Annotated in this window: 19 protein-coding genes; 1 reads left to right on the forward strand and 18 read right to left on the reverse strand. The window is 25.8% G+C overall.

The features are described 5' to 3' along the window. Positions 1–167: 167 nt before the first annotated feature. From ACRCYC_RS10795 to ACRCYC_RS10815, 5 genes are all read right to left on the reverse strand, one after another. Complete coding sequence (locus tag ACRCYC_RS10795; RefSeq protein ID WP_438619143.1) at positions 168–878, reverse strand: LytR/AlgR family response regulator transcription factor; 711 nt, start codon at positions 876–878, stop codon at positions 168–170. A gap of 435 nt (positions 879–1313) precedes the next feature. Continuing rightward, positions 1314–2216, reverse strand: a complete 903-nt coding sequence (locus tag ACRCYC_RS10800) for a CPBP family intramembrane glutamic endopeptidase (protein WP_438619144.1) — start codon at positions 2214–2216, stop codon at positions 1314–1316. A 171-nt stretch (positions 2217–2387) separates the two neighbouring features. Further along, positions 2388–3359 (reverse strand): class 1b ribonucleoside-diphosphate reductase subunit beta, encoded by a 972-nt coding sequence (gene nrdF, locus ACRCYC_RS10805; RefSeq protein WP_438619145.1) that lies wholly within the window; start codon positions 3357–3359, stop codon positions 2388–2390. Positions 3360–3371: 12 nt separating this feature from the next. Then, the gene (nrdE, locus tag ACRCYC_RS10810) at positions 3372–5471 is read right to left on the reverse strand and encodes a class 1b ribonucleoside-diphosphate reductase subunit alpha (RefSeq protein ID WP_438619146.1); all 2100 of its coding nucleotides are present in this window, start codon (positions 5469–5471) and stop codon (positions 3372–3374) included. A 671-nt stretch (positions 5472–6142) separates the two neighbouring features. After that, the gene (locus ACRCYC_RS10815; RefSeq protein WP_438619147.1) at positions 6143–6853 is read right to left on the reverse strand and encodes a hypothetical protein; all 711 of its coding nucleotides are present in this window, start codon (positions 6851–6853) and stop codon (positions 6143–6145) included. A gap of 138 nt (positions 6854–6991) precedes the next feature. On the opposite strand from ACRCYC_RS10815, the gene ACRCYC_RS10820 reads away from it, so the two are divergent. Beyond that, positions 6992–7672 (forward strand): lysoplasmalogenase, encoded by a 681-nt coding sequence (locus ACRCYC_RS10820; RefSeq protein WP_438619148.1) that lies wholly within the window; start codon positions 6992–6994, stop codon positions 7670–7672. A gap of 46 nt (positions 7673–7718) precedes the next feature. On the opposite strand, the gene ACRCYC_RS10825 is transcribed toward ACRCYC_RS10820, so the two are convergent. The 13 genes from ACRCYC_RS10825 to iadA all read right to left on the reverse strand — a co-directional run bounded on the left by ACRCYC_RS10825 (position 7719) and on the right by iadA (position 21638). After that, entirely contained in the window at positions 7719–8660 is a 942-nt protein-coding gene (locus ACRCYC_RS10825; RefSeq protein WP_438619149.1) for a hypothetical protein, read from the reverse strand. 171 nt (positions 8661–8831) lie between these two features. After that, on the reverse strand, positions 8832–9311 hold the full coding sequence (locus tag ACRCYC_RS10830; protein WP_438619150.1) for a GNAT family N-acetyltransferase: 480 nt from the start codon (positions 9309–9311) through the stop codon (positions 8832–8834). A 206-nt stretch (positions 9312–9517) separates the two neighbouring features. Next, the gene (locus ACRCYC_RS10835; protein ID WP_438619151.1) at positions 9518–10186 is read right to left on the reverse strand and encodes an ABC transporter ATP-binding protein; all 669 of its coding nucleotides are present in this window, start codon (positions 10184–10186) and stop codon (positions 9518–9520) included. 27 nt (positions 10187–10213) lie between these two features. After that, positions 10214–12778, reverse strand: coding sequence for an FtsX-like permease family protein (locus ACRCYC_RS10840; RefSeq protein WP_438619152.1), 2565 nt, complete (start codon positions 12776–12778; stop codon positions 10214–10216). 114 nt (positions 12779–12892) lie between these two features. Continuing rightward, the gene (locus ACRCYC_RS10845) at positions 12893–13354 is read right to left on the reverse strand and encodes a hypothetical protein (RefSeq protein ID WP_438619153.1); all 462 of its coding nucleotides are present in this window, start codon (positions 13352–13354) and stop codon (positions 12893–12895) included. Further along, the gene (locus tag ACRCYC_RS10850) at positions 13332–14495 is read right to left on the reverse strand and encodes a hypothetical protein (RefSeq protein WP_438619154.1); all 1164 of its coding nucleotides are present in this window, start codon (positions 14493–14495) and stop codon (positions 13332–13334) included. The genes ACRCYC_RS10845 and ACRCYC_RS10850 overlap by 23 nt, the downstream gene beginning before the upstream one ends. A gap of 11 nt (positions 14496–14506) precedes the next feature. Next, entirely contained in the window at positions 14507–15388 is an 882-nt protein-coding gene (locus tag ACRCYC_RS10855; protein WP_438619155.1) for an ABC transporter ATP-binding protein, read from the reverse strand. Between the two features lie 12 nt (positions 15389–15400). After that, positions 15401–16264 carry a hypothetical protein gene (locus ACRCYC_RS10860; protein ID WP_438619156.1) on the reverse strand — a complete coding sequence of 288 codons (864 nt, stop codon included), beginning with the start codon at positions 16262–16264 and terminating at the stop codon, positions 15401–15403. Next, on the reverse strand, positions 16224–16811 hold the full coding sequence (locus ACRCYC_RS10865) for an RNA polymerase sigma factor (protein ID WP_438619157.1): 588 nt from the start codon (positions 16809–16811) through the stop codon (positions 16224–16226). Before ACRCYC_RS10865 ends, ACRCYC_RS10860 begins: the two co-directional genes overlap by 41 nt. A gap of 170 nt (positions 16812–16981) precedes the next feature. Continuing rightward, positions 16982–18886: an FtsX-like permease family protein gene (locus tag ACRCYC_RS10870; protein WP_438619158.1), complete on the reverse strand. Its 1905-nt coding sequence runs from the start codon at positions 18884–18886 to the stop codon at positions 16982–16984. Beyond that, on the reverse strand, positions 18886–19632 hold the full coding sequence (locus ACRCYC_RS10875) for an ABC transporter ATP-binding protein (protein WP_438619159.1): 747 nt from the start codon (positions 19630–19632) through the stop codon (positions 18886–18888). The genes ACRCYC_RS10870 and ACRCYC_RS10875 overlap by 1 nt, the downstream gene beginning before the upstream one ends. Before the next feature lie 159 nt (positions 19633–19791). Continuing rightward, positions 19792–20472 (reverse strand): aspartate/glutamate racemase family protein, encoded by a 681-nt coding sequence (locus ACRCYC_RS10880; RefSeq protein ID WP_438619160.1) that lies wholly within the window; start codon positions 20470–20472, stop codon positions 19792–19794. A 23-nt stretch (positions 20473–20495) separates the two neighbouring features. Next, a complete protein-coding gene (iadA, locus tag ACRCYC_RS10885) occupies positions 20496–21638 on the reverse strand; it encodes a beta-aspartyl-peptidase (protein WP_438619161.1) in 1143 nt (380 codons plus the stop codon). Between the last annotated feature and the right edge of the window lie 6 nt (positions 21639–21644).

The following is a 21644-nucleotide window of genomic DNA, read 5'->3' on the forward strand; positions in this document are numbered from 1 at the left end:
AAATCCAAAGGGCATTCTTAGTACAATTAGAACTGTAACTAGTATTGATATTAATGTAAGTTTAGTTTTTGATTTATATTTGTAAGTATAGCCCCTTTTTTTCATTAATACTAAAAAACAAGTTATAAATATAGCCATATTTATCATTCCTAAAACGCAAAAATAATCTAACATAACTTGTCCTCTATTAAGTCGAAAAATCTATCTTTTGTATCTTTAAATCTATATCTGCTTATAGGTATTTCCTCACTATTTACAAGTATTGCAACATATTGTTTTATACTTTTTATATGCTCTAGGTTAACTAAAAAACTCTTGTGACATCTAAAAAATCTACTACAATCTATCTCCTTTTCAATATTGTTCATTGTCCCCTTTGTTTTATAAACTTCATTTAAGGTATGTATAGTTATAGTTTCTTTTTGCACTTCTATATAGGTTATTTCATTTACATCTAATTTAATTTGATTACCTTCTTCTTTTACTATAATATATTTATTTTTTATATATACTTCTTTTACACAGTTTATTATATTTGATTTTAAATTTTCATATTTTACTGGTTTTATTAAATATCTATAAGCATTTACCTCATAACCGTCTAGTGCATATTCTATTAATGATGTAATAAATATAATTTCTACTTTTTCATCTATCGTTCTAATTTTTCTTGCAGTGTCCATTCCATTGATTTGTCCCATTTGTATATCTAATAAAAGTATATCAATATCTTTTGGGTAACTTTCAAGTAACTCTTCTCCTGAATTAAATACTTCCATTTTATATTGAACAGATAATCCTTCAAATATTTGATCTATATATGTTTTCAACAACTCTTGTTGTTCTTTTTCATCTTCACATACTACTATTTTTATCAACTCATTCCACCTCATACCCTATTATATTGCTTAAATTCTCATTTTTTGATTTTTACATCTACAATTATAACAAATTTCCAAAGTATATGCGATATTTGATTTATATAGATTAGAATAGATTATATAGATAAATTTTTTAGTGTTACCAAATAACGTAACCTATAACTTATTTACGAATTAGACATATATTATAGCTTATATTGCCTAATTTAGCACTTTATACAGATATTCATCAACTTCGACAACACTACGTTCAAAGTATTGAATTCACTACATATAAGCGTTACCGAATCCTGTTGTCGTAAGTGTTGCCCTAATTTTTCCGGTAACACCTACTTACCTCTTATAAAGCCTATTTAAACGTTATAATGTTTAAATTAAAAAACACATCAACAAAATTGTCAATGTGTTTTTTAATTTAATAATCTTATTCTCTTAACAATTATAACTTTCATCTTCATTATTTATTTTAGATATTAATCTAAAACAAGTTATTCCTGCAATTACAATCCCAAATCCTCCTATAATTCCAATAGGCATAGGTCCTATAAATGGATTAGGATTATCAATAGATATAAACATAATACCTACAGCTGAAAACCCATTTATCATTGCATGACCTATAACTGCAGGTATGCAACTTTTAGTTTTAATTGTTACATATGAAAATAATGATCCTAAGCATACACAAAATATTGTCATTGCAAATATTCCACCCCATGGGGCTGTTATATACCCAAGTCCATAGTTGTGTCCCATTGCAATCATAGGAGCATGCCATATTCCCCATATAACCCCAGTGATTAAAGTTGCTTTAACTAAAGAATATTTTTTTGAAAGATTAGGTAGTAAATATCCTCTCCATCCAAGTTCCTCTCCCAAACATGGTATGAAATTTACTACAGGTGCAATGAATATAGAAGTAATTATTTGTACTATTAGCATAAGTTTTATCTGGCTATTGGTAGGAACTGATTTTCCAAGACCTATTAGTTGATTCTTTGTGCTATTTATCATATTACTCATACTTCCATCAAATTGAGATGGGAATATTAAATAGTATATTACAACCCCAACTACAATTAGTAAAACTGGTACAAGCCATGCAATTATATAGTATTTTATATTTCCTTTTAAGTTAGGTTTTATCCATACATCTTTAAATTTTTCTTTTGAAATTAATGTAGTTATTATTGTAGCTATAGCTGGCATAAACATACATCCAACTATCACCAAACTTGCATATTGGTTTTGATACCCCCCATTTAACATTAACCCAAACGCCATAATCCAAGTTAATAAAAAAGTTATTCCAATAAAAGTATTCACTTTTTTCATAATCATCCCCCTAATTTTAGTAATATCTGTTATATTTAAACTATAACAGATGATAATTTTCAGCGCAATATATTATATTTTTTTATATTATGTTTATTCATAAGTTTTACCATTTTATTTAAATAAATTAAAGGCAAGTTAATATAATTAACCTGCCCTGTATATTAAAACTTATATATTAAAATCTTCATCTTCAAGCTCTTCATATACTCCTTTTTGATATCCATTTCCCTTAGTTGAGAAAAAATCATGTGATTTAGTTTCTGTACTTAATCCATTTAATACAATAGGATTTATATCCCCAACTTTATAATAAGATTCAAATCCTAAATTCTCTAAAGATCTATTTGCATTATACTGTAAAAAAGTTATAACTTCATCTTCAAGCCCACTACCTTCATAAATCTTTTTAGTATACTCTATTTCATTTTCCATAAGCTCTTCAAATATTTCATACATCTTAACTTTCAACTTAAATTTCTCATTTTCCTCGAACCCTTGATATATTTCTTGAGCTAAAAGCCCTATATATTTTCCATGTAATGATTCATCTCTAAGTATAAGCGATATTATCTCTCCACTTGCTACCATTTTGCCTTGCCCCGATAAGTATAATGGATAGAAAAATCCTGAGTAAAATAAAAAACTTTCTAAAAATACACTAGTGACCATCGACAAATATAGACTTCTTTGATCTTTAGTATTTTCATATTGAGAAAGTATTAAATCAGCTTTTTTTTGTAGTGTAGATTCAGTTTCTATCCACTTAAATAACTCATCAATTTGAGAATTAGATAACAATGTCATAAATATAGAGGAGTAGCTCTTTGCATGTATCTCTTCCATAGTTCCCATGAAAGATAGTACTGCTTTTCTTTGAAGATTATCAGTTAAACTCATCATAGATGGAACTCCGTTATTACCTTGTTTTGTATCAAGTAATGTAAGTCCTGCTAATACCTTTTTGTATAATTCTTTTTCATCATTAGTTAAATCATTCCAAGTTTTTAAATCCTTGGACACAGATATTTCTTCTGGTAACCAAAATTGCTTTACATTTTGTTCCCAAAAAGCCTGTGTAAAACCATCATCTTCCACATTCCAGTTAACTGCCTTATGTATTGTTTTTAAATTAAATGTCATAAAATCTCCCTCCTAAACTGAACACATTAAACATTCATTATTGTCTCTAGTCATTTTTGTTCTTGTATAATATAAACTTTTCAAACCTTTCTTATATGCATATATATAATATCTTGCTATATCTCTAGTTGTCTTATCATCTGTAACAAATAATGTAGTTGATATACCTTGGTCAACATGTTCTTGGACTGTTGCTACTATATCTATAACATTTTTCATATCCATCCTATATGCAGATTGATAGTAAATCATATTTTCATTGGTTAAAAATGGCATAGGGTATATGGTAGTAGAATCTCCATAAGTTCTAACTTCAACAGGTTCCATAATAGGCATTATACTTGATGTTGCATTTTGTACATAACTTATACTTTGTGTAGGTGCTATTGCTGTTAAATATGCATTATAGATTCCATTTTCTTTAACTTTATCAAGTAGTTCAGCCCAATCTTTAGTAGTTGGTATAAATATGTCTTCAAATAATTTAGATACTTTTTCTGTTTTTGGTAAATAAGATTTTATATAATATTTTGAAAGCACACTACTGTTTTTACCTTTAGCATATTCAGACTTTTCAAATCCTTCAAACCTAGTATTTTTCTCTATAGCTATTTCCATAGATGCTTTAATCGCATAATATCTAATCATGGCAAAGAACACATTAGAAAAATCTATTGCTTCTTCAGATGTATATAAAATATTTTCTCTTACTAAATATCCATGTAAGTTCATAGCTCCAAGACCAATTGCATGAGATGATTTATTCCCATTTTTTATAGTAGGTACTTCCTTAATATCTGTTTTTTCAGATACAAAAGATAAAGCTCTTATAGCTGTATTTACTGTACCTTCTATATCTTTATTATCCATAACATTAGCGATATTTAATGACCCAAGATTACAACTTATATCTTGTCCCCATATGTTTTCACCGCCATAACCTTTTATATCCGATGGTGTTTGGTATTGGAAAATTTCACAGCAAAGATTTGACATTTTAATTGTTCCAACATCTTTTAAACTATGTTCTTTATTCACTGTATCTATAAATACTACATATGGATAACCACTTTCTTGTTGCATCTGTGCTATTTTAGTTAACATTTGTCTAGGATTTATTTCTTTTTTCAATATATCTTTATCAGATGCTAACTTATCGTACCACTCGTCCATTTTTATATCATCCAAATGAACTTTATATTTTTTATAAATTGAGTGTGGATAAAATGCATAAGCTTTTTTATTTTTTTCTGCTAATTCCATAAATTTGTCTGGTATTATAGCTCCTAGAGATAAGGATGCTAATCTTATTTTTTCATCTGCATTTATTTTTTTAGTATCCATTAAAAGTTCAAAATCTGGGTGGAACACACTTAAATAAACTGCTCCTGCTCCTTGTCTAGCTCCCATTTGGTTAAAGTATGTGAATGACTGTTCTAACATTTTAGCTACTCCAACTATTCCACCAGCAGCACCCTCTATATCTTTTATAGGTTCTCCACTAGCTCTTAGCTTTGATAAATTTAATGCTACTCCTCCACCTATTTTTGATAAATGATTTGAAGATGATACAGCATAAGATATGCCTTCTGTACTATCTTCTACTGATAATAAAAAGCAAGAAACCATCTCTCCAGCTCGTTCTCTACCTGCATTTAAAAAAGTTGGCGTGGCTGGTTGAAACTCTTGTTTTATTAATTTTTCGGCTAAGTTTGTTGCTATTTTTTCATCTCCATTAGCTAATGTTAAAGATACTATTAAAACCTTATCGTTGTAGTTTTCTAATATCTCTTCTGAATCATTAGTTTTTAGCGCATAGTTTTGATAAAACTTATTTGCACTCATATATGATTTAAAATTAAAGTTTTCTTTTTCTATAGATTTATAAGTTTTATTTATAAAATCCATAGAGTATTTATCTATTACTTCTTTTGAATAATATTTATTTTCTATTAAGTAATTTAATCTTTCTTCTATGTTATTAAACTCTTTAATTCTAGGGTTTATATATTCTTCTATATAACTTTTAAGTGCTTCTTTGTCTTTTTCTAGCTGATATTTTCCTTGGTTGTCCTTTATTATCACTTGGTTGTTGAGTTTTATATACTTCATTTTTTCCCACCTTTTCAAAATAAATAAATAATTCTTTCAAATAAAAAATACAATATATAGTTATTGTTTCACTTCCATCGTACTACATATTGTATATACACCATTTTTTTATTCTTTAATCGTTTATTATTCATCTTATTTTTTTAAAGCTAATATATTCAGTTATTGCAAGGTTTTTAGTTTTCTAAAAATTTCAAATAAATATTTAATGTTTACAATAGTCATTTATTGTAGTATAATAAATATCAGTGGGAACTTATGCTCAGACATAAGTATACGCTAGCCCATAAAAGCATCTATCTTTTGATAGATGCTTTTTTAGTTATATAAAATAAAATAAATATTTTTGTTTACAATAGTCATTTATTGTAGTATAGTAAATATCAGTGGAAGCTTATGCTCAGACATAAGTATACGCTAGCCCATAAAAGCATCTATCTCTTGATAGATGCTTTTTTAGTTAACTAAATAAATTAAGTATTTACTTAATAGTCTAAATGCTACAAATGCCCCATAAAACGTTATAAATATTAATTGTGCTAATATGTGATTATCATATATCTAGCTAATCCTGATAGCTTTTATAGCCTTGTAGTCATTAATACCCTAGTTTTAAATATATAAAAAATACCCTACTTATTAAAATTACCAGTAGGGTATCAATTGTATCATTATTTAATTTTCATTACTAATCCTTCTATATCCATCATTCTATCTAAATAATACCACTTACATTGAGTTCCAAGATTTGCATACTTATCTTTTTTATCATAATTAGGGGCTTTTTTATTATAGAATTTAAATTCTTTTTTACCATCTTTGTTAGTTATAGTTTCATATCTTAACCCATCTATAAACTTAGATTCTAAATATCCATATACTTGAACTCTATTTATATCGTATATATTTTTAACTAAGTACTTTTTAACAGGACGTTTTTTATCTTCTACCTGTAAATTTAAATGTACTCCTACATAATAATTTGCTTTATTTTTTGAATCAAATTCATTCTGATCTATTATAAGTCTATTGTGTATATCTTTATCTACACATGTTTTTACTCCGATTTTTTTATTTTTTAAAATTTCAGGCTTCACACCTCTATATTTAAAATAATTTAAAGCTCCACACTCACCTATTTTATTTGCAAATATTATTTGTTCACCTATTTGTTTTTGTAGATTTTCATCTTTTATAGATGTTGGGACTAGTTTTTTATAATCATTAGATTCTTCTACACATTTTTTTGCATAATCTCTACATTCTGCAACTTGTTCTTCTGTAACATTTACAGACTTAGTTACTAATCTATCGAATTTATGTTTTATATTAATATTTTTTACATTTATTAGGTATTTGCTCTTTGCATTTATATATGTCACTTTTATTTCTCCTTAAACTTTATTCTTAAAATTTCCACATAGTAATACATTACATTAAAATAGTTTTATTTTCAAGAACTATGTTCATTTATGATATTATATTTATATAATAAAAATTTACTTTTTAGGAGGTATTTTATGGCTTATTTATTAGTTTTTTTAATGTTATTATCCTTAGTAGTTCTTTTATACTTCACCTACAGACCTTATAAAAATTTTAGAGGTATTTTTAAAATTATAACTAGTTTGCTATTTATATCTATAGCTGTAAGTGGGTATATAGAATCTAATAATAATTTCACTTATTTTATTTTTATATTCATAGGTCTTGTATTTTCCCTTTTAGGAGATGTATTTCTCATATTTGAAAAAGGTAATGACGCTTCTATGAGCAAAGCTTTTGTATATGGTCTTTTAAGCTTTAGTATGGCTCATATATTTTTTTCAATAGCCTTTATATATCTTAGTTATTTCAGTATTTATAATATATTATTCACATTATTACTATCAATTATATCTCTAATTGTTTTAAAATCTATTAAATCTTTTGACTTTAAAGGTGCTTTTTTTTATGTAGCTTTTTATTCAATTGTAATTAGTTTTATGTTTATTCAATCTTTAACTCTATATTATTATATTGGCTCTTCAAATCCTTATACAATTTGGATTATGATTGGAGCATTATTATTTGTTTTATCAGATTTAATATTGGCATTTGATTATTTTCATATAAATTGCCCTAAGTTTATGCCCGTTCTTAATCTTTTAGTTTACTATATAGCACAATTACTTTTAGCTTTAAGTGTTCTTTATATATAGAAAAAGCTTCTTTGGATCTATTATTTCCAAAGAAGCTTTTTCTATTTTATACATGAATTAATTTGTTAACCTCAGTGTAATATACACCTACATTTGGTAAACTTCTTTGATTCAATTTCTTTAATCTTAAGTTCATACGTAATTTAAAGTGTACAATCCCTAATCCACAAATATATAATATAACTATTATTAAATTTTCTATATATATTAATTTATCATTAGTTTGCATACTTTCTGTGTGTATCTTGGGTAAACTAAAAAATGAATCATATTCTTGTTTTTTTTCATAATTATTTATTGAAATTTCTTTCACTTCATTTTCTATGTTTTCATCTATACTTGCACTTGATTGCCAATTATTATAATTGTATCCATTTACATAATACTTCACATTTCCATCATCCGTTTCTAATTGAGAATATAGTTTGTCATTTACTACTATAACATATAGCCCCACACCTTTTGGAAGTACTTTACCTTCAGCTATACCCTTTACCTTTAAATCGTATAACCCTACTCCAAATTCTGTAAACTTATTTATTTTTTTTCTATATTTTTCATCATCAAATCTAGGTATTATTAACGTTTCATTTTTATTTAATTTCACAGTTTTTAAATTTAATTCTTTTGATATTTTATTGTACTGAGAGTTTTTTATTACATATTTACCTTCATTATTTATATTTAACATTTCAAATGTAGTCTTTTTATAATCATATCCACCTTGATTTAAATTACTCTCTATAACTTCTATTTGTTGATTTTTAACAGAATTATAACTTGACGACATATAATTTATTACAAATGGATAGTCAGAGCTTTTAACTTCCACTCTATCAGTTATTATCCTAAATATTATAATTATAGAAGCTGTAGTTGCGAATAAAATAGTAATAGTTAAAAATAATAATTTTGAATTTTCTTTTATCTTTAAAATGCTATTATCTTCATAATTCTTTGATATATTATTTATTTTTAATATTTCCATATTTATCTCCAACCTTTCTTTTTATTATGTAATAATAATATCTTAGTTAGAGTTTTTTTTGTATTTATATAAATTACATTAAAATTACTATTTTGTAAGGTAGAATTTCGCATATAAAAAAGCTTATTTAGAAAATGTTATAAGTTTTCTAAATAAGCTTTTTTATATTTTTTAATTGTCACTTAATTTTTTTATATACCACATATCACAAGCATAATGTTTCGTTTCAATTAATGGTTTTTCTAATTTTTCAAATCCATGTTTTGTATAAAATTTATTAGCAGCGATCATATTTTCAAAAGTTTCAAGATAACATAATTTATAATACTTTTTTGCAAACTCCATACATAAATCTAGAAGTTCAGTTGCTACACCACTACCTCGGAATTCTTTAAATGAGTACATTTTTTGAAGTTCACATACATCAGAAACTCCTTCTAATTGTCCTATCCCACATCCTGCTACTATTTTATCATTATGTTCTACTACCCAGTACCTAGTTTTTTCACTTTGATATAATTGGTAAAATCTCCCCAAGTCTGGGTCACTCCACGCACATCCTTGTTTATTGGCTCCAAACTCTATTAAACAAGTTCTAATTAAATATTCTACTTGCTCATTATCTTGTTCTTCTATCTCTCTTATTAACATAATTCCCCCTGAAATTTTTAATTATCTATATTTCAAAGAATTCTTTAGAATATACTACTATTCCTTCTCCATCTTTAAGACTATTTTTTACTTAAAATTTCAAATAGTGATTTTACACAAAAGTCGATTTCCTCTTTAAAACCAAACTTAGAATATTATTGTTATCTACCAATAAAAAATATTACATAAAGTATATTAATCACAACTTACTCTATTATTTTTTTTCCATCCACTATGTGAATAACTCTATCAGCTTTTTTAGCAATATTTTCATCATGCGTTATCATAATAAGTGTTTGATTAAACTGCTTACTAGACATTTTCAAAAGATCCATTACTTCTTCAGTAGTTTTACTATCTAGATTTCCAGTTGGTTCATCGGCTAAAATTATACTTGGCTTTGTAGCTAAAGCTCGTCCTATTGCAACCCTCTGCTGTTGTCCTCCTGATAATTGACTTGGAAGATGATTTTTTCTTTCATCAAGTCCTAAAGTATTTATAAGTTCATCTATATAATTTTCATCTATGTTTTCTTCACCTATCATTAATGGTAGCTCTATATTCTCTTTAACATTAAGTATAGGAATTAAATTAAATTGTTGAAATACAAACCCAACCTCTGTTCTTCTATACTCTGCAAGTTGCTTATCTGATAAAGTACTTATATCTATACCATTTACATTTATAGTACCATTAGTAGCTCTTTCTAGTCCTCCTAGCAAATGAAGCATTGTAGATTTTCCACTGCCACTAGGACCTATTATTGAAATAAATTCTCCTTTATTTATATTAATATTTATATTTTTTAACGCCTCTACTTTTGTATCTTTGTTTCCATATACTTTACATAAATTTTTAGTTTCTAATATAACCATCTTATCCATCCCTTATATTTATATTTATTAATCTAAATTACTTATGTTCTCAACAATACTAGTATTTTTAATTTTATTAGCCTTAAAGTAAGTTACTGAAATAATCAAAATTAAATTGATTAATATGACTATCCCGTAATCTACAAAGTTTATATTGAATTTGATTCCTATCAAACTTATATTTAGGTGTTTATACATTCCTATTTGTAAAAAGGTAGACATTATTACTATTACAACACTTGATATAATCCAATATAAAACACCTTCAAATACTATCATTTTCTTTAAGTCTATTTCATTTAAACCAACTGCTCTTAACATACCAAATTCATTAATTCTAGATACTATATTGTTATTTACATTATTGATCAAATTGATTATAACTATAGTAAATATAATTAATGTTATACCTATACTATATACTTTGCTTTTTTCATAAAGAGCTCTTGTATTTTCTCTTTCTTGAACTAAATTTCTAAGTACTATATTTTTACCTTTAGATGTTATTTTAGATATTTCTTTCTCTAACTTTTTATCACTATATCCATCTTTCATATCTACATTTATAGTGTAATAATCATCTATTCCTGTAGCTTTTTTAAACGTATTTTCACTTACTATTACATTTGAGCTAGGTTCACTTCTTTCAAATGCATCAGACATGTAATTATATGAAATTATAGCCCCTACCTTGAATGTTTTATATATATACTTTTCATTTTTATCTTCTAATTTATAATACTTATCATCTAATGTTTTATTTTCTCTAAACTTTACAGTTACTTTATCTCCCGGTTTTATATTTAAAACACTTTTCCCCTCAGGTAATGCACTCATACTATCTTCATTAGTTTGGGGCACATATAAAACAGCTATATCTTCTTCGTTCATTTTTTTTTTATCTATGTTTCCATCTATCACATAATTTTTTAATTTATTTAATGCAGCATCATTATATCCTCTAAAGCTATTTTTTAATAAAAGTTCATTAGTGTTTTTATCTTTACTTAAATATGAATTAAAGTACATATCACTAGCACCTTCATTTAAGTTATCAAAGTATTTTTTATTAGATATATCACTCTCATTTAAAATCAACTTAGATGGCACTAATTGATTAGTCTCTAAATTTTTTACTCCATCTAATTTAGAAATATCTTCCTTATATTTATTAGGTATTCCTTTGCTTTTGTCATCACTATAAACATCCATTTGTAAATCTGAGTTAGAATGCAGTTCCCAATTCATATGATTACCTCTTTTTTCTACAATGGAAAGCTTATAACTCGACAATATGAAAAATATTCCGCATATACTTAAAGATAAAGTTATTATTGTAAATGTCTTTTTATTTCTAAATATATTTTTAAAAGATAAAGCTGCATAAGTCTTCATAAATTTTCTTAAATCAGTAACTGATATAATATTTTTTTTAAGGTTGTTAGTATTAAAATTTTTCTTTATTCCATCTATAATTGATATTTTTTTTATTTGTCGATAAAGTAAATATGATATTAATATCATAATAATCCCAATAAATATTATTGATATGACTATTATCGATATAGGAATTATTATATTTAATTTTACTAATTCTCCATGTAATATTATGTCAGTAGCAATATTTTTAGAAATATTATTAGCTACCATAGCTCCAGCGAATCCTGTTATAACTCCTATAGGAACTGAAATTATATATAATATTCCTAGTTCTTGTATAACCATCTTAAATATATCAAAATTATTAGATCCTACAGCCCTTAATAAACTATATTCTCTAATCCTACTATATATTGAAATATTAAATATTCCATATATAACAAACCCACATACTAAACTGATTAATAATATAAACTGTATATCATCCATGCTTGTTGTATTTTTTATATTTTCTAAACCTAGCATATCATCTTGTATATGTACATTTTCTTTTGGAATACCTATTTCCTTAGAAATTTTATTTATTTCACTCTCTATATTTATACCTTTTTTAAATTCTACATTTGCAAATAATACATCAGTATTATTTATATCTGACTTTATATATAAATTTCTTCTACCATTAAGCTTGTTTACAGCTATATCGTTTAATATTCCTACTAATTTAAAAGTTTCAACACTATATCCCTTATTTCCATTTTCAACTTTTAATGTAATTTGTTGATTTGGTTTTAAGTCAAGTCCTAAAAGATTCAAAACCCATTCTTCTGCTACAATTTCATTTTTATTTTTTGGAAGTCTTCCTTCTTTTACTTTTGAACTACTCAGTATATAGTCATTATTAGCACCCATTATATCAATATTTTGTCTTTCTTCTTTTGATGTTTTTTTGTATAAATACTGTACTCCTACATGTTCTATATTCTTACTTGAACTTAATTTTTCAAGCTGTTTATTATTAATTCCATTAAATAAAACTTGATATGGACCCGTCTTATACTTCATAGATTGTAATTCTATATTATTGTTAGTCTCTCTAAGTGTTCCAATCCCTACAATTAGGCCTATAGAAAATATCATACTTATCATAATTGCTATAGATCTTGACTTATATGCTTTCAAATATTTTTTTACTAGCTTTAAACTCTTCATTATTAAGCCACCCCTTTTGCCCTATACTCATTTATTAATTGATTTAACTTATATAACAAAAACAACTTGCATACTATTTTCTCTGTTTATACAACTTGTTTTTTACCAATTTTATTAATAAAATATAGTGGTTGAAAATAGCAGTCCTGCTATAACTTTTGACCAAATCAGTTTTCTTTTTCCATTTTTAGAACTGAAAACTATAGTTATTGTGTTGCTTTGATAATCATTACTAAATATTGTCGATATAGATACTATTATTAAAACAGCTATCAGTATAAGTTTTACAAAAAATTCAGTGGCTTGTTCCCATCCAAATTTAAAGTAATATTTTGGAGTTTCTTTTTTATCAATCAAACTTTGTATATATTTAATATTTTTATATTCATATGTATTAATTTCGCCTTCTTTTTCCATCCTAGCTATTTCTTTTTTTATATCCTTAACTTTATAATGTTTACCATTTATGATATACTCAGGATTTAAATTTATCCAATAATCATACATAAAAAAAGTAGTTGTTTTTTCAATATTAGTTACATACTCTCCCTCATCATACAACTTGTTTTTTGCCAAATTTATTAATAAGATATAATATTATAGGTATACTAACAATTCCTATTGTAACTATAACATTTAAATATAATGTAGGCTTTCCAAATATATTATATGTGCTTGTGGATCCAAACATCATAATTGGTCCCATTAAGTTTGCTATATTTAACTCCATAAAAATTTTGGTTAGATTATATGTAGGCATAAATCTAGCTAAAAATTCAGGCCCAAGTAGTATAGCAACACTTACCGCAAAAGAAATCATGTTACTTTTACTTATTAAAGATATTAGCATTATTAATAATGTAAATAATATAACCCCTATAAAGCTAACTAGTAATCCCGTAATAAAAAATTCACCTATATTTAGGGTATATGGTGTCCTTACACAATTAGATAAAAAACTCATAGGTACATTCCATCCTTCAAATCCATGCATAGCTAATATTATTACTTGTATTCCATTAACAATTATAAATGTAGATGTAGAAAATAAAAGTCCCGCCACAACCTTAGACCAAGTTAATTTTCTTTGTCCATTTTTAGAACTTAAAACTATAGATGAAGTATTGCTTTGATATTCATTACTAAAAATAGTAGATATAGCAACAATTATTAAAATAGCAATCCATATAGGTTTTATATTAAATTCAGTGGCTTCTCTCCAACCAAACTTAAAATGGTATTTAGGTATTTCTTTTTTATTTTCTAAGTCATATACATATTTAAGCTCTTTATACTTATATGTATTACTTGCTCCATCTTTCTCTAACCTTGACAATTCATTTTTAATATCTTTAACCTTATAAAAACGGCCACCTATCATATGTTCATACTCGCTTTTTAAACCTATAAAATAATCATACATACCATAAGTTATAACTTTTTCTTTATCAGTTATAGTTTCTCTATTATTATATCTTACCCTTGCAGCATTCCCCTTTTCTTCTAATTCTGCTTTACTTTTTTCAGTTATAATAGTTCCTTCATACTGTTGTGCTATTTTTTTTATATTATCGTAGCTTTCAAGCCCTTTTTCCCTTATATCTAAATAATCAGTTATAGTTGATGATATTGATGTTATAATGCATATTAACAACAATACCAATACTGATTTTTTTGAAAATATCTTATATAGCTCAAATTTGATTAACTCTTTCATAATAGCTCCCCCTATAAACTTATACAATCATCAAAGTAATATAAAAACAAATCTTCTAAATTAGGATTTTCATCTATAACTTCAATTCCATCTATAAATGGACTTTCATCTCCTACAATCCTAACTAGAATATGTTCATGATCTCTTATAATATTTGAAACCTTAAATTTACTTTGGACTTTATGTAATAAATCTTCTTTTATTTTTAAACTATGGACTTTCCCTCTAATACTATTTAATATTTCAGCCGGAGTAGCTTTTTCAACCAACTCTCCATTCCTCATTATTAATATTTCATTAGCTATAAACTCAACATCAGATACTATATGTGTTGATAATATTACAATCTTATCTCTTGATATCTCTGCTATTAAGTTTTTAAACCTTATTCTTTCATTGGGATCTAGTCCTGCTGTTGGCTCATCTAATATTAATATTTTAGGATTATTCAAAAGAGCCTGAGCTATTCCTAATCTTTGTTTCATTCCCCCTGAAAACTTACCTATTTTCCTTTTTCTATCCTTTTCTAAGTTTACAAATTTTAAAAGTTCATCAATTTTAACACTAGCTATTTCCTTATCTATTCCTTTTAATGTTGCTACATATTCTAAAAATTTTTGAGCTGTAAAACTTTTATAAAATCCTACATCTTGTGGCAAATATCCTAAAATATCTCTATAGTCTGGACCTAGTTCATCTTTACTTTTTCCATTTAAATAAACCTCTCCACTGGTAGCATTAGATACATCTGCAATAATTCTCAGAAGTGATGTTTTCCCTGCTCCATTAGGTCCTAATAACCCATATATTCCACTAGTTAAAGTTGCATTAAAATCATTTACAGCAACCTTATCCTTAAATGATTTTGTTATATTTTTTAAAGTTAGTTCCATATTTGCTCTCCCTTAAAAATCAAATTTCTTACAATCTATAAATCTTATACTTTTCTTATAAAATACTTTTAATGAAATTCCAGTTAATATCCCAAGTATTACTACTATAGATACCAACTTTAAGTTGCTTACATTTGCAATATTTTTAAAAGTATTACTATCTACCATGTTTGAACATATTATCCATACTCCAGCAGATAATGCTATACTATTCATACTTCTATATACTGATGCTGTTATTAGTGAAACAATAGATATAAAGCAAATTGGAATTAAACTTGTGTTAATTATTTTCAATAAATTAACTTCTGAATATGTATTTGCTAGTATAAAGCTCATAAGCAAACTTATACCTATTGAAGTTATGCCTATTATTGTTAATTTAGCAAATACTATTTCTCTAAAAGAATATCTATAGCTAAGTTCCAGTTCCCAAACTCCTTCTTCTTTTCCTCTCAAAACCTCTACTAATCCTAGTAATACTGGTATAGGAGATATTGTATAGGAAGATAAATATGGATTTAAGTTATACTTCATGGTTCCAATTAAAGCTCCTAAAGTAAGTATTAAGGATGCTATTATATACATTTTATTAAATAGTATAAATTGCATTTTTAATATTTCTACATTTGCATTTATCTTGTTTAATATACAATTTTTTTTACTTTCTATTAAACATTCCCCTGCTTTTTTCGGCATATAACCTCTTAGTGTTTCTATAGTTAAATCAATTTTTTCTTCATCAACTTTTTTTACAATATAATTATCTAAAAAACTTTCTATATCTAATAAATCTTCTTCTAGTAAATTTTCAAATTCATAATCATTTATATTATCATATTTCATGTTGTTTATTTTTGATGGTGTCTTGTTCATAGTTCTCACCTCCAAGTAATTTTTTCAAACTTTTTACTCCATTGAATAATCTTGACTTTATCGTATTTTCATTATGACCTGTAATACTACTTATCTCTTTGATTTTCAAATCATTGTAGTACTTTAGTATTACAGCTTCTCTTTGAAGCTTAGGTAATTGCTCTATAGCATTTTTTATTTTAACTGCTTCTTCTTTTTTAGATAAAATATCTACTACATTAGTTTTATCTTCTATCTCATGACCTGAAATGTCACAACTTGTTCGCCTTTGATTATATGCCTTACTTTTAAAATAATCTTTAGTTGTATTTATAGATATTTTTAAAAGCCAATTTTTAAAATTGCCACTTTCTATTTTATACTTGTCTATATTTTTCATCATCTTTATAAATACATCTTGAGTTATGTCATAAGCAATGTTATAGTCACTAGTATTTCTATATATAAAGTTATGTACCAAATCATAATATCGCTTAACTAATATTTCCATAGCACTTTCATTTCCTTTTAATATTTCTTTTATTAACTTTTCATCTGTCTGAGCCAATTTTATCCCTCCTTTCACTTATATAACGAGTTTTATTTATAAAAGGTTTTATATTTTGTAAAATTTTTCCTATATGATTATATCAAATAAAAAAAATTTATACATAAAAGGCCGATTAACATAAAGTTAAAATTTTATGTTAATCGGCCTAATTTTAATTTTTATTAAATTTAATCTAAGTATCCTGGTATTTCTTTTGCTATTTCTTTTATATATTTTGATTTTAAAACTATAAAGTAGACAAAGTATATTAAAAAGAATATAAATGATACAGCTAGCCCTTTAACTCCAACATTCATACCTTTAGCTGAACTTAACATTATTACACTAAATATGGCATTTAAAAATCCTACTGCATAAGGAATAAAGAACATAGCACCTATTTCAACATTTAAAGATTTTTTCATCTCAGTGTATGATAATCCTATTTTAGATAAATTTTTATATTTCTCTTTATCTGAAATTAAATCTGTATAGAATCTAAAATATAAGAAACTACAAGCACAAATAAAGAATATAATTCCTATAAATGTTCCTATAAATAATAAAGATTTATTTAATTGAACCTCATCTTTATAAACATCTGGCAAATTAGAAAAATACTCATAATACTCACCTTTTGCATAATTATTTTGAGAATTCTTTTTAACTTCATCAGTTATTTTGCTTGATGTTTTAAAACTTGATTCCCAATTATCATAATCATAGCCAATTACGTTATAGTTAACATTAGTTCTATCTTTTTCTAGTTTAGAATAAAGTTTATCATTTACTACTAAAAAAGATTGCATCATTGCTTCATCAGTTATCCTACCTGAAGCAATTCCTTTTACTTTAAGTTCGTTAATTCCAGCATTTATTTTAGTTAATTTTTTCAATCCATCTATATATTTTGTTGTGTAAAATCTTGGTATTATTACTGTTTCATTTTCTTTTACACTTACATTTTTTACTCCTAATTTATTTGCTACCTTATTAAATTCCGAGTTGCTTACTACATATTTTCTACTATCTCCTATTTTTAATATACCAAATGATGTTTTATCGAATTTGTATCCATCTTTAGTTAATGTATCCTCGATAGCTTTAATTTGTTTATTTTCCGATTTATTATTTTCAGATGATGTAAGATTTAGTACAAATGGATACATAGATTTAGTATCTTCTAATTGAGTCGTCACTACTGTAGACAACGCACTTACTGCAACTAATGTTCCTGATAAAAGCATTGTAACTAAAAATAATAATCTTGAATTATCTTTAACCTTATAAACTAAATTACTTATCCATAATATATGAGTTTTATTCATATAATAACTTTTCTTTGATTTCATTATGTTTAATATAAGTATACTAAATTGAGAGAAAAATAAATATGTTCCCACTATTACACTAGCAATTACAATATATTCAGTACCTTCAAACATAGTACCCCCATATCCAATAGCTAGTATAACTATACTTAATAATGCTAATATTTTAGAATTTTTAGGTTCTGATTTTGGCTTTTTACTTCCATTTAAAAGTTCTATTATACTCTTATTTTTTACAATAACTATTGTAAGAGGACTTGCTATACTAAATAATATAGTAAAAACTACAATTGTTATTATTAGTGCCTTTATTGGTAAATACATACCTACAGCATTTACCTCAAATATATTACTTACTAAAGATAAAAATGGTTTTGAAAATATAAATCCTAATATTATTCCTGATATTATAGATAGTCCTCCAATTGTTAAACCTTCTAAAAGCATTAATTTTTTAAATTGTTTATCCGATATTCCTATTATTTTAAGTGTTCCAAATTCTTTAAATCTGCTTTTCATAAAAGTTCCTAATGAATACATTATAAATAGTAAAGATACTAATGTAATTACAATTTCAGTAGTTAAAAGTGAAAAGTATAAGGTTGTTCCTGATTGTATTCCTAAACTAACTACAGTTGGATGAAATAAACTCATTGCAAATGCAAAAAATATCATTATAGATATAGTAGAACTTAAATAATATCCTAAATATGATTTAAAGTTTCTAATTACACTATTATATGCAAATTTCTTAAAATCCACTATCTAGCACCTCCTATTTGAGATAAAACTGATAGTATTTCTTCATAGAATTCTTCTCTTGTTCCTTTTTTATTAAGTTCTTTATATATTTCTCCATCTTTTATAAATATAATCCTATTGCAAAAACTTGCGGTATAAGGTTCATGTGTTACCATAAGCGTTGTCATCTTATTTTCTTGATTTATCTTAGTAAATAAGTCCATAACATCATCAGTTGATTTTGAATCCAAGTTACCAGTAGGTTCATCTGCTAATAATATTGATGGTTTATTTATTATACCTCTTGCTATAGCAGCTCTTTGAGTTTGTCCACCTGATACTTCAAATGTTCTTTTGTTTATTATTGGTTCTATACCTAATTTTTTAGCGATAACCTTTAATCTATCACTCATTTCTTTAACAGATACTCCATCTAATGTTAAAGGAAGAACTATGTTTTCTCCTATGGTTAATGTATCTAATAAATTGAAATTTTGAAATACAAATCCTAACTCATTTCTTCTAAAGTTTGCTAGATCTTGTCCTTTTAAATCATGAGGTTTTTTAGAATTTAATACTACATCTCCGGTACTTGGTTTATCTATTGTAGATATTACATTTAATAAAGTTGACTTACCACTACCACTTGGTCCCATTACTGCAACAAACTCACCCTCTTTTATAGATAAGTTTATGTTTTTTAAAGCTTGATATGAAATTTTACCTTCATAAGTTTTAGATAAATTGTTAATTTTTAATATTTCCATATTTACACGACCTTTCGTTTTTATTATGTATATATAATAACTTAGGTCTTATTTTTTTAGTATTTATTTACATTACATATAAATTACGATTTTGTAAGATAAGAAAAACCTCAAAATGATTATAAAATCAAATTGAGGTTCTTTAATTTAAAATATAATTTATTCTTTAGCCTTTTTCACACAAACTTTTGCAAGTATACTAGTTGGATCTATAAAATTCCCTTCAATACCTAACATTGAAACTCCTACTGGTAATTCTGTACACCCAAGTATTACATTTGATATATTATTTTCTTTAAAATATTCAAATACATTTATTATAGCTTCTTTATCAAAATTAACTTTGCCTTCTTTTATCCCATATATAAAGTCCATTATAACTCTTTGCCCATAATAATTAGGCGTTATAATTTCTATATCATATTTACTAAATATACTTTCATAAACACTAGCCTTTATAGTTCCGGTCGTAGCTAGTAATCCAACTTTATCAATTTTATTTAACTTTATTGATTTAGCTGTTTCTTCTATCATGTTGAGAATATCTATTTTTACATTTAATTTTATAGTTTCATAGAAATAGTGTGCCGTATTACAAGGAATAGCTAAAAAATCTGCCCCAATTTTTTCTAGATTTTTAGCTGATTTTAAAATTTCATTAGTTGGGTCTTCTCCTTTTCCTAATATAAAACTTGTTCTATCTGGTATTTGTGTGTTGTTATCTATTAATATATGAATATGTTCTTTATCACTCTTTGCATTAGTTTCAAGAACTATTTTATTAAATAAATCAATAGTAGCTACTGTTCCCATACCACCTATAATTCCAACTGTTTTCATATATCCCCCCTATTGATTAGCCATTACTCATAAGTTCCAAATATTTTTATTTTTTTATCTTTAACCATTATTTTACCTCTCGCGATAACTGAGTCTATCTCTAAGTTTTTATCTAATAAAACCATATCTGCATCAGAATTTTCTTTTAAAACTCCTTTTTTAGGATAAAGGTCCAATGCTTTTGCTACATTGGTAGTTGCATATTTAAGAGCATCTTCAATGTTCATTTTTTCTTCTATTACCATAGCTTTAAATTCTTTGTATAAAGCATCTACACTAGATACTCCTATCTTAACTAAGTTTCCTTGCTCATCATAATTAGACCAACTACCGTATCCATCCGAACTTATAGTTATATTTTCTATTGGAACTTCTTTTTGTATAGCTTCTTTTATAACTTTTTTTGGACTTAATTCATCGTATATTCCACAAGTTAAATCTATTACTCCACCTTTTTTAGCAAATTCAAAACTTTGTTCAAGTAAACTTTTACTTCTATTTACATGGGTTGGTCTAAAAGTTCTAATTGGTATATCGCTATTTTCTAGAGATTCATTTATTGGATTTAAACCTCTTTTTCCATCTCCCATATGACAAATAAGTATTCCCGCTTTACCACTTATCATTCCAGCAACTCTAACATCTGATGCTACTCTTTGTAACTCTTCATTTGTTAAAGTTGATGATCTATGATCTGATAGTGCTATTTTACACCCTATAATTTCATCTATAAATACTATATCCTTTCTAACAGATTGTGTCAGTGTAACTGTTGGATATTCATAAGACCCTGTATGAGTATAAACACTTAAACCTTCTTCTTTTAAAGCTTTTGCTTTTGACACTAAGTTCTCAACACTTCTTGTGCTTGCATCTGTTCCTAAAAGACCAACTACTGTTGTAATTCCTGACGAGGTTAATTTACTAAGCATTATTTCAGGAACCCTAGTTTTAAAGCTTCCTTCTCCACCACCTCCTGTTATATGAACATGTTGATCTATAAATCCTGGTACTAATATTTTATTACTTCCATCTATTACTGTTACCTTATTATTATTTAAATTTATATCATCTTCTATTAAAGTTATTTTATCTCCACATACAAAAACGTCTTTTTTTCCTATATTATCTGGTGAATATATATATACATTTTTAATTAATATCATAATCTA

This window comes from Paraclostridium sp. (genome assembly GCF_051657365.1).
In the GTDB taxonomy this organism is placed as follows: Bacteria; Bacillota; Clostridia; order Peptostreptococcales; family Peptostreptococcaceae; genus Paraclostridium.

What these genes read in the sequence shown, in the direction of transcription:
- ACRCYC_RS10830 (WP_438619150.1), bottom strand. Translation starts at nt 9,311, where the DNA reads ATGTTAATAAGAGAGATAGAAGAACAAGATAATGAGCAAGTAGAATAT.
- nrdE (WP_438619146.1), bottom strand. Translation starts at nt 5,471, where the DNA reads ATGAAGTATATAAAACTCAACAACCAAGTGATAATAAAGGACAACCAA.
- ACRCYC_RS10875 (WP_438619159.1), bottom strand. Translation starts at nt 19,632, where the DNA reads ATGGAAATATTAAAAATTAACAATTTATCTAAAACTTATGAAGGTAAA.
- ACRCYC_RS10840 (WP_438619152.1), bottom strand. Translation starts at nt 12,778, where the DNA reads ATGAAGAGTTTAAAGCTAGTAAAAAAATATTTGAAAGCATATAAGTCA.
- ACRCYC_RS10800 (WP_438619144.1), bottom strand. Translation starts at nt 2,216, where the DNA reads ATGAAAAAAGTGAATACTTTTATTGGAATAACTTTTTTATTAACTTGG.
- ACRCYC_RS10855 (WP_438619155.1), bottom strand. Translation starts at nt 15,388, where the DNA reads ATGGAACTAACTTTAAAAAATATAACAAAATCATTTAAGGATAAGGTT.
- iadA (WP_438619161.1), bottom strand. Translation starts at nt 21,638, where the DNA reads ATGATATTAATTAAAAATGTATATATATATTCACCAGATAATATAGGA.
- nrdF (WP_438619145.1), bottom strand. Translation starts at nt 3,359, where the DNA reads ATGACATTTAATTTAAAAACAATACATAAGGCAGTTAACTGGAATGTG.
- ACRCYC_RS10835 (WP_438619151.1), bottom strand. Translation starts at nt 10,186, where the DNA reads ATGGTTATATTAGAAACTAAAAATTTATGTAAAGTATATGGAAACAAA.
- ACRCYC_RS10820 (WP_438619148.1), top strand. Translation starts at nt 6,992, where the DNA reads ATGGCTTATTTATTAGTTTTTTTAATGTTATTATCCTTAGTAGTTCTT.
- ACRCYC_RS10860 (WP_438619156.1), bottom strand. Translation starts at nt 16,264, where the DNA reads ATGAACAAGACACCATCAAAAATAAACAACATGAAATATGATAATATA.
- ACRCYC_RS10825 (WP_438619149.1), bottom strand. Translation starts at nt 8,660, where the DNA reads ATGGAAATATTAAAAATAAATAATATATCAAAGAATTATGAAGATAAT.
- ACRCYC_RS10850 (WP_438619154.1), bottom strand. Translation starts at nt 14,495, where the DNA reads ATGAAAGAGTTAATCAAATTTGAGCTATATAAGATATTTTCAAAAAAA.
- ACRCYC_RS10880 (WP_438619160.1), bottom strand. Translation starts at nt 20,472, where the DNA reads ATGAAAACAGTTGGAATTATAGGTGGTATGGGAACAGTAGCTACTATT.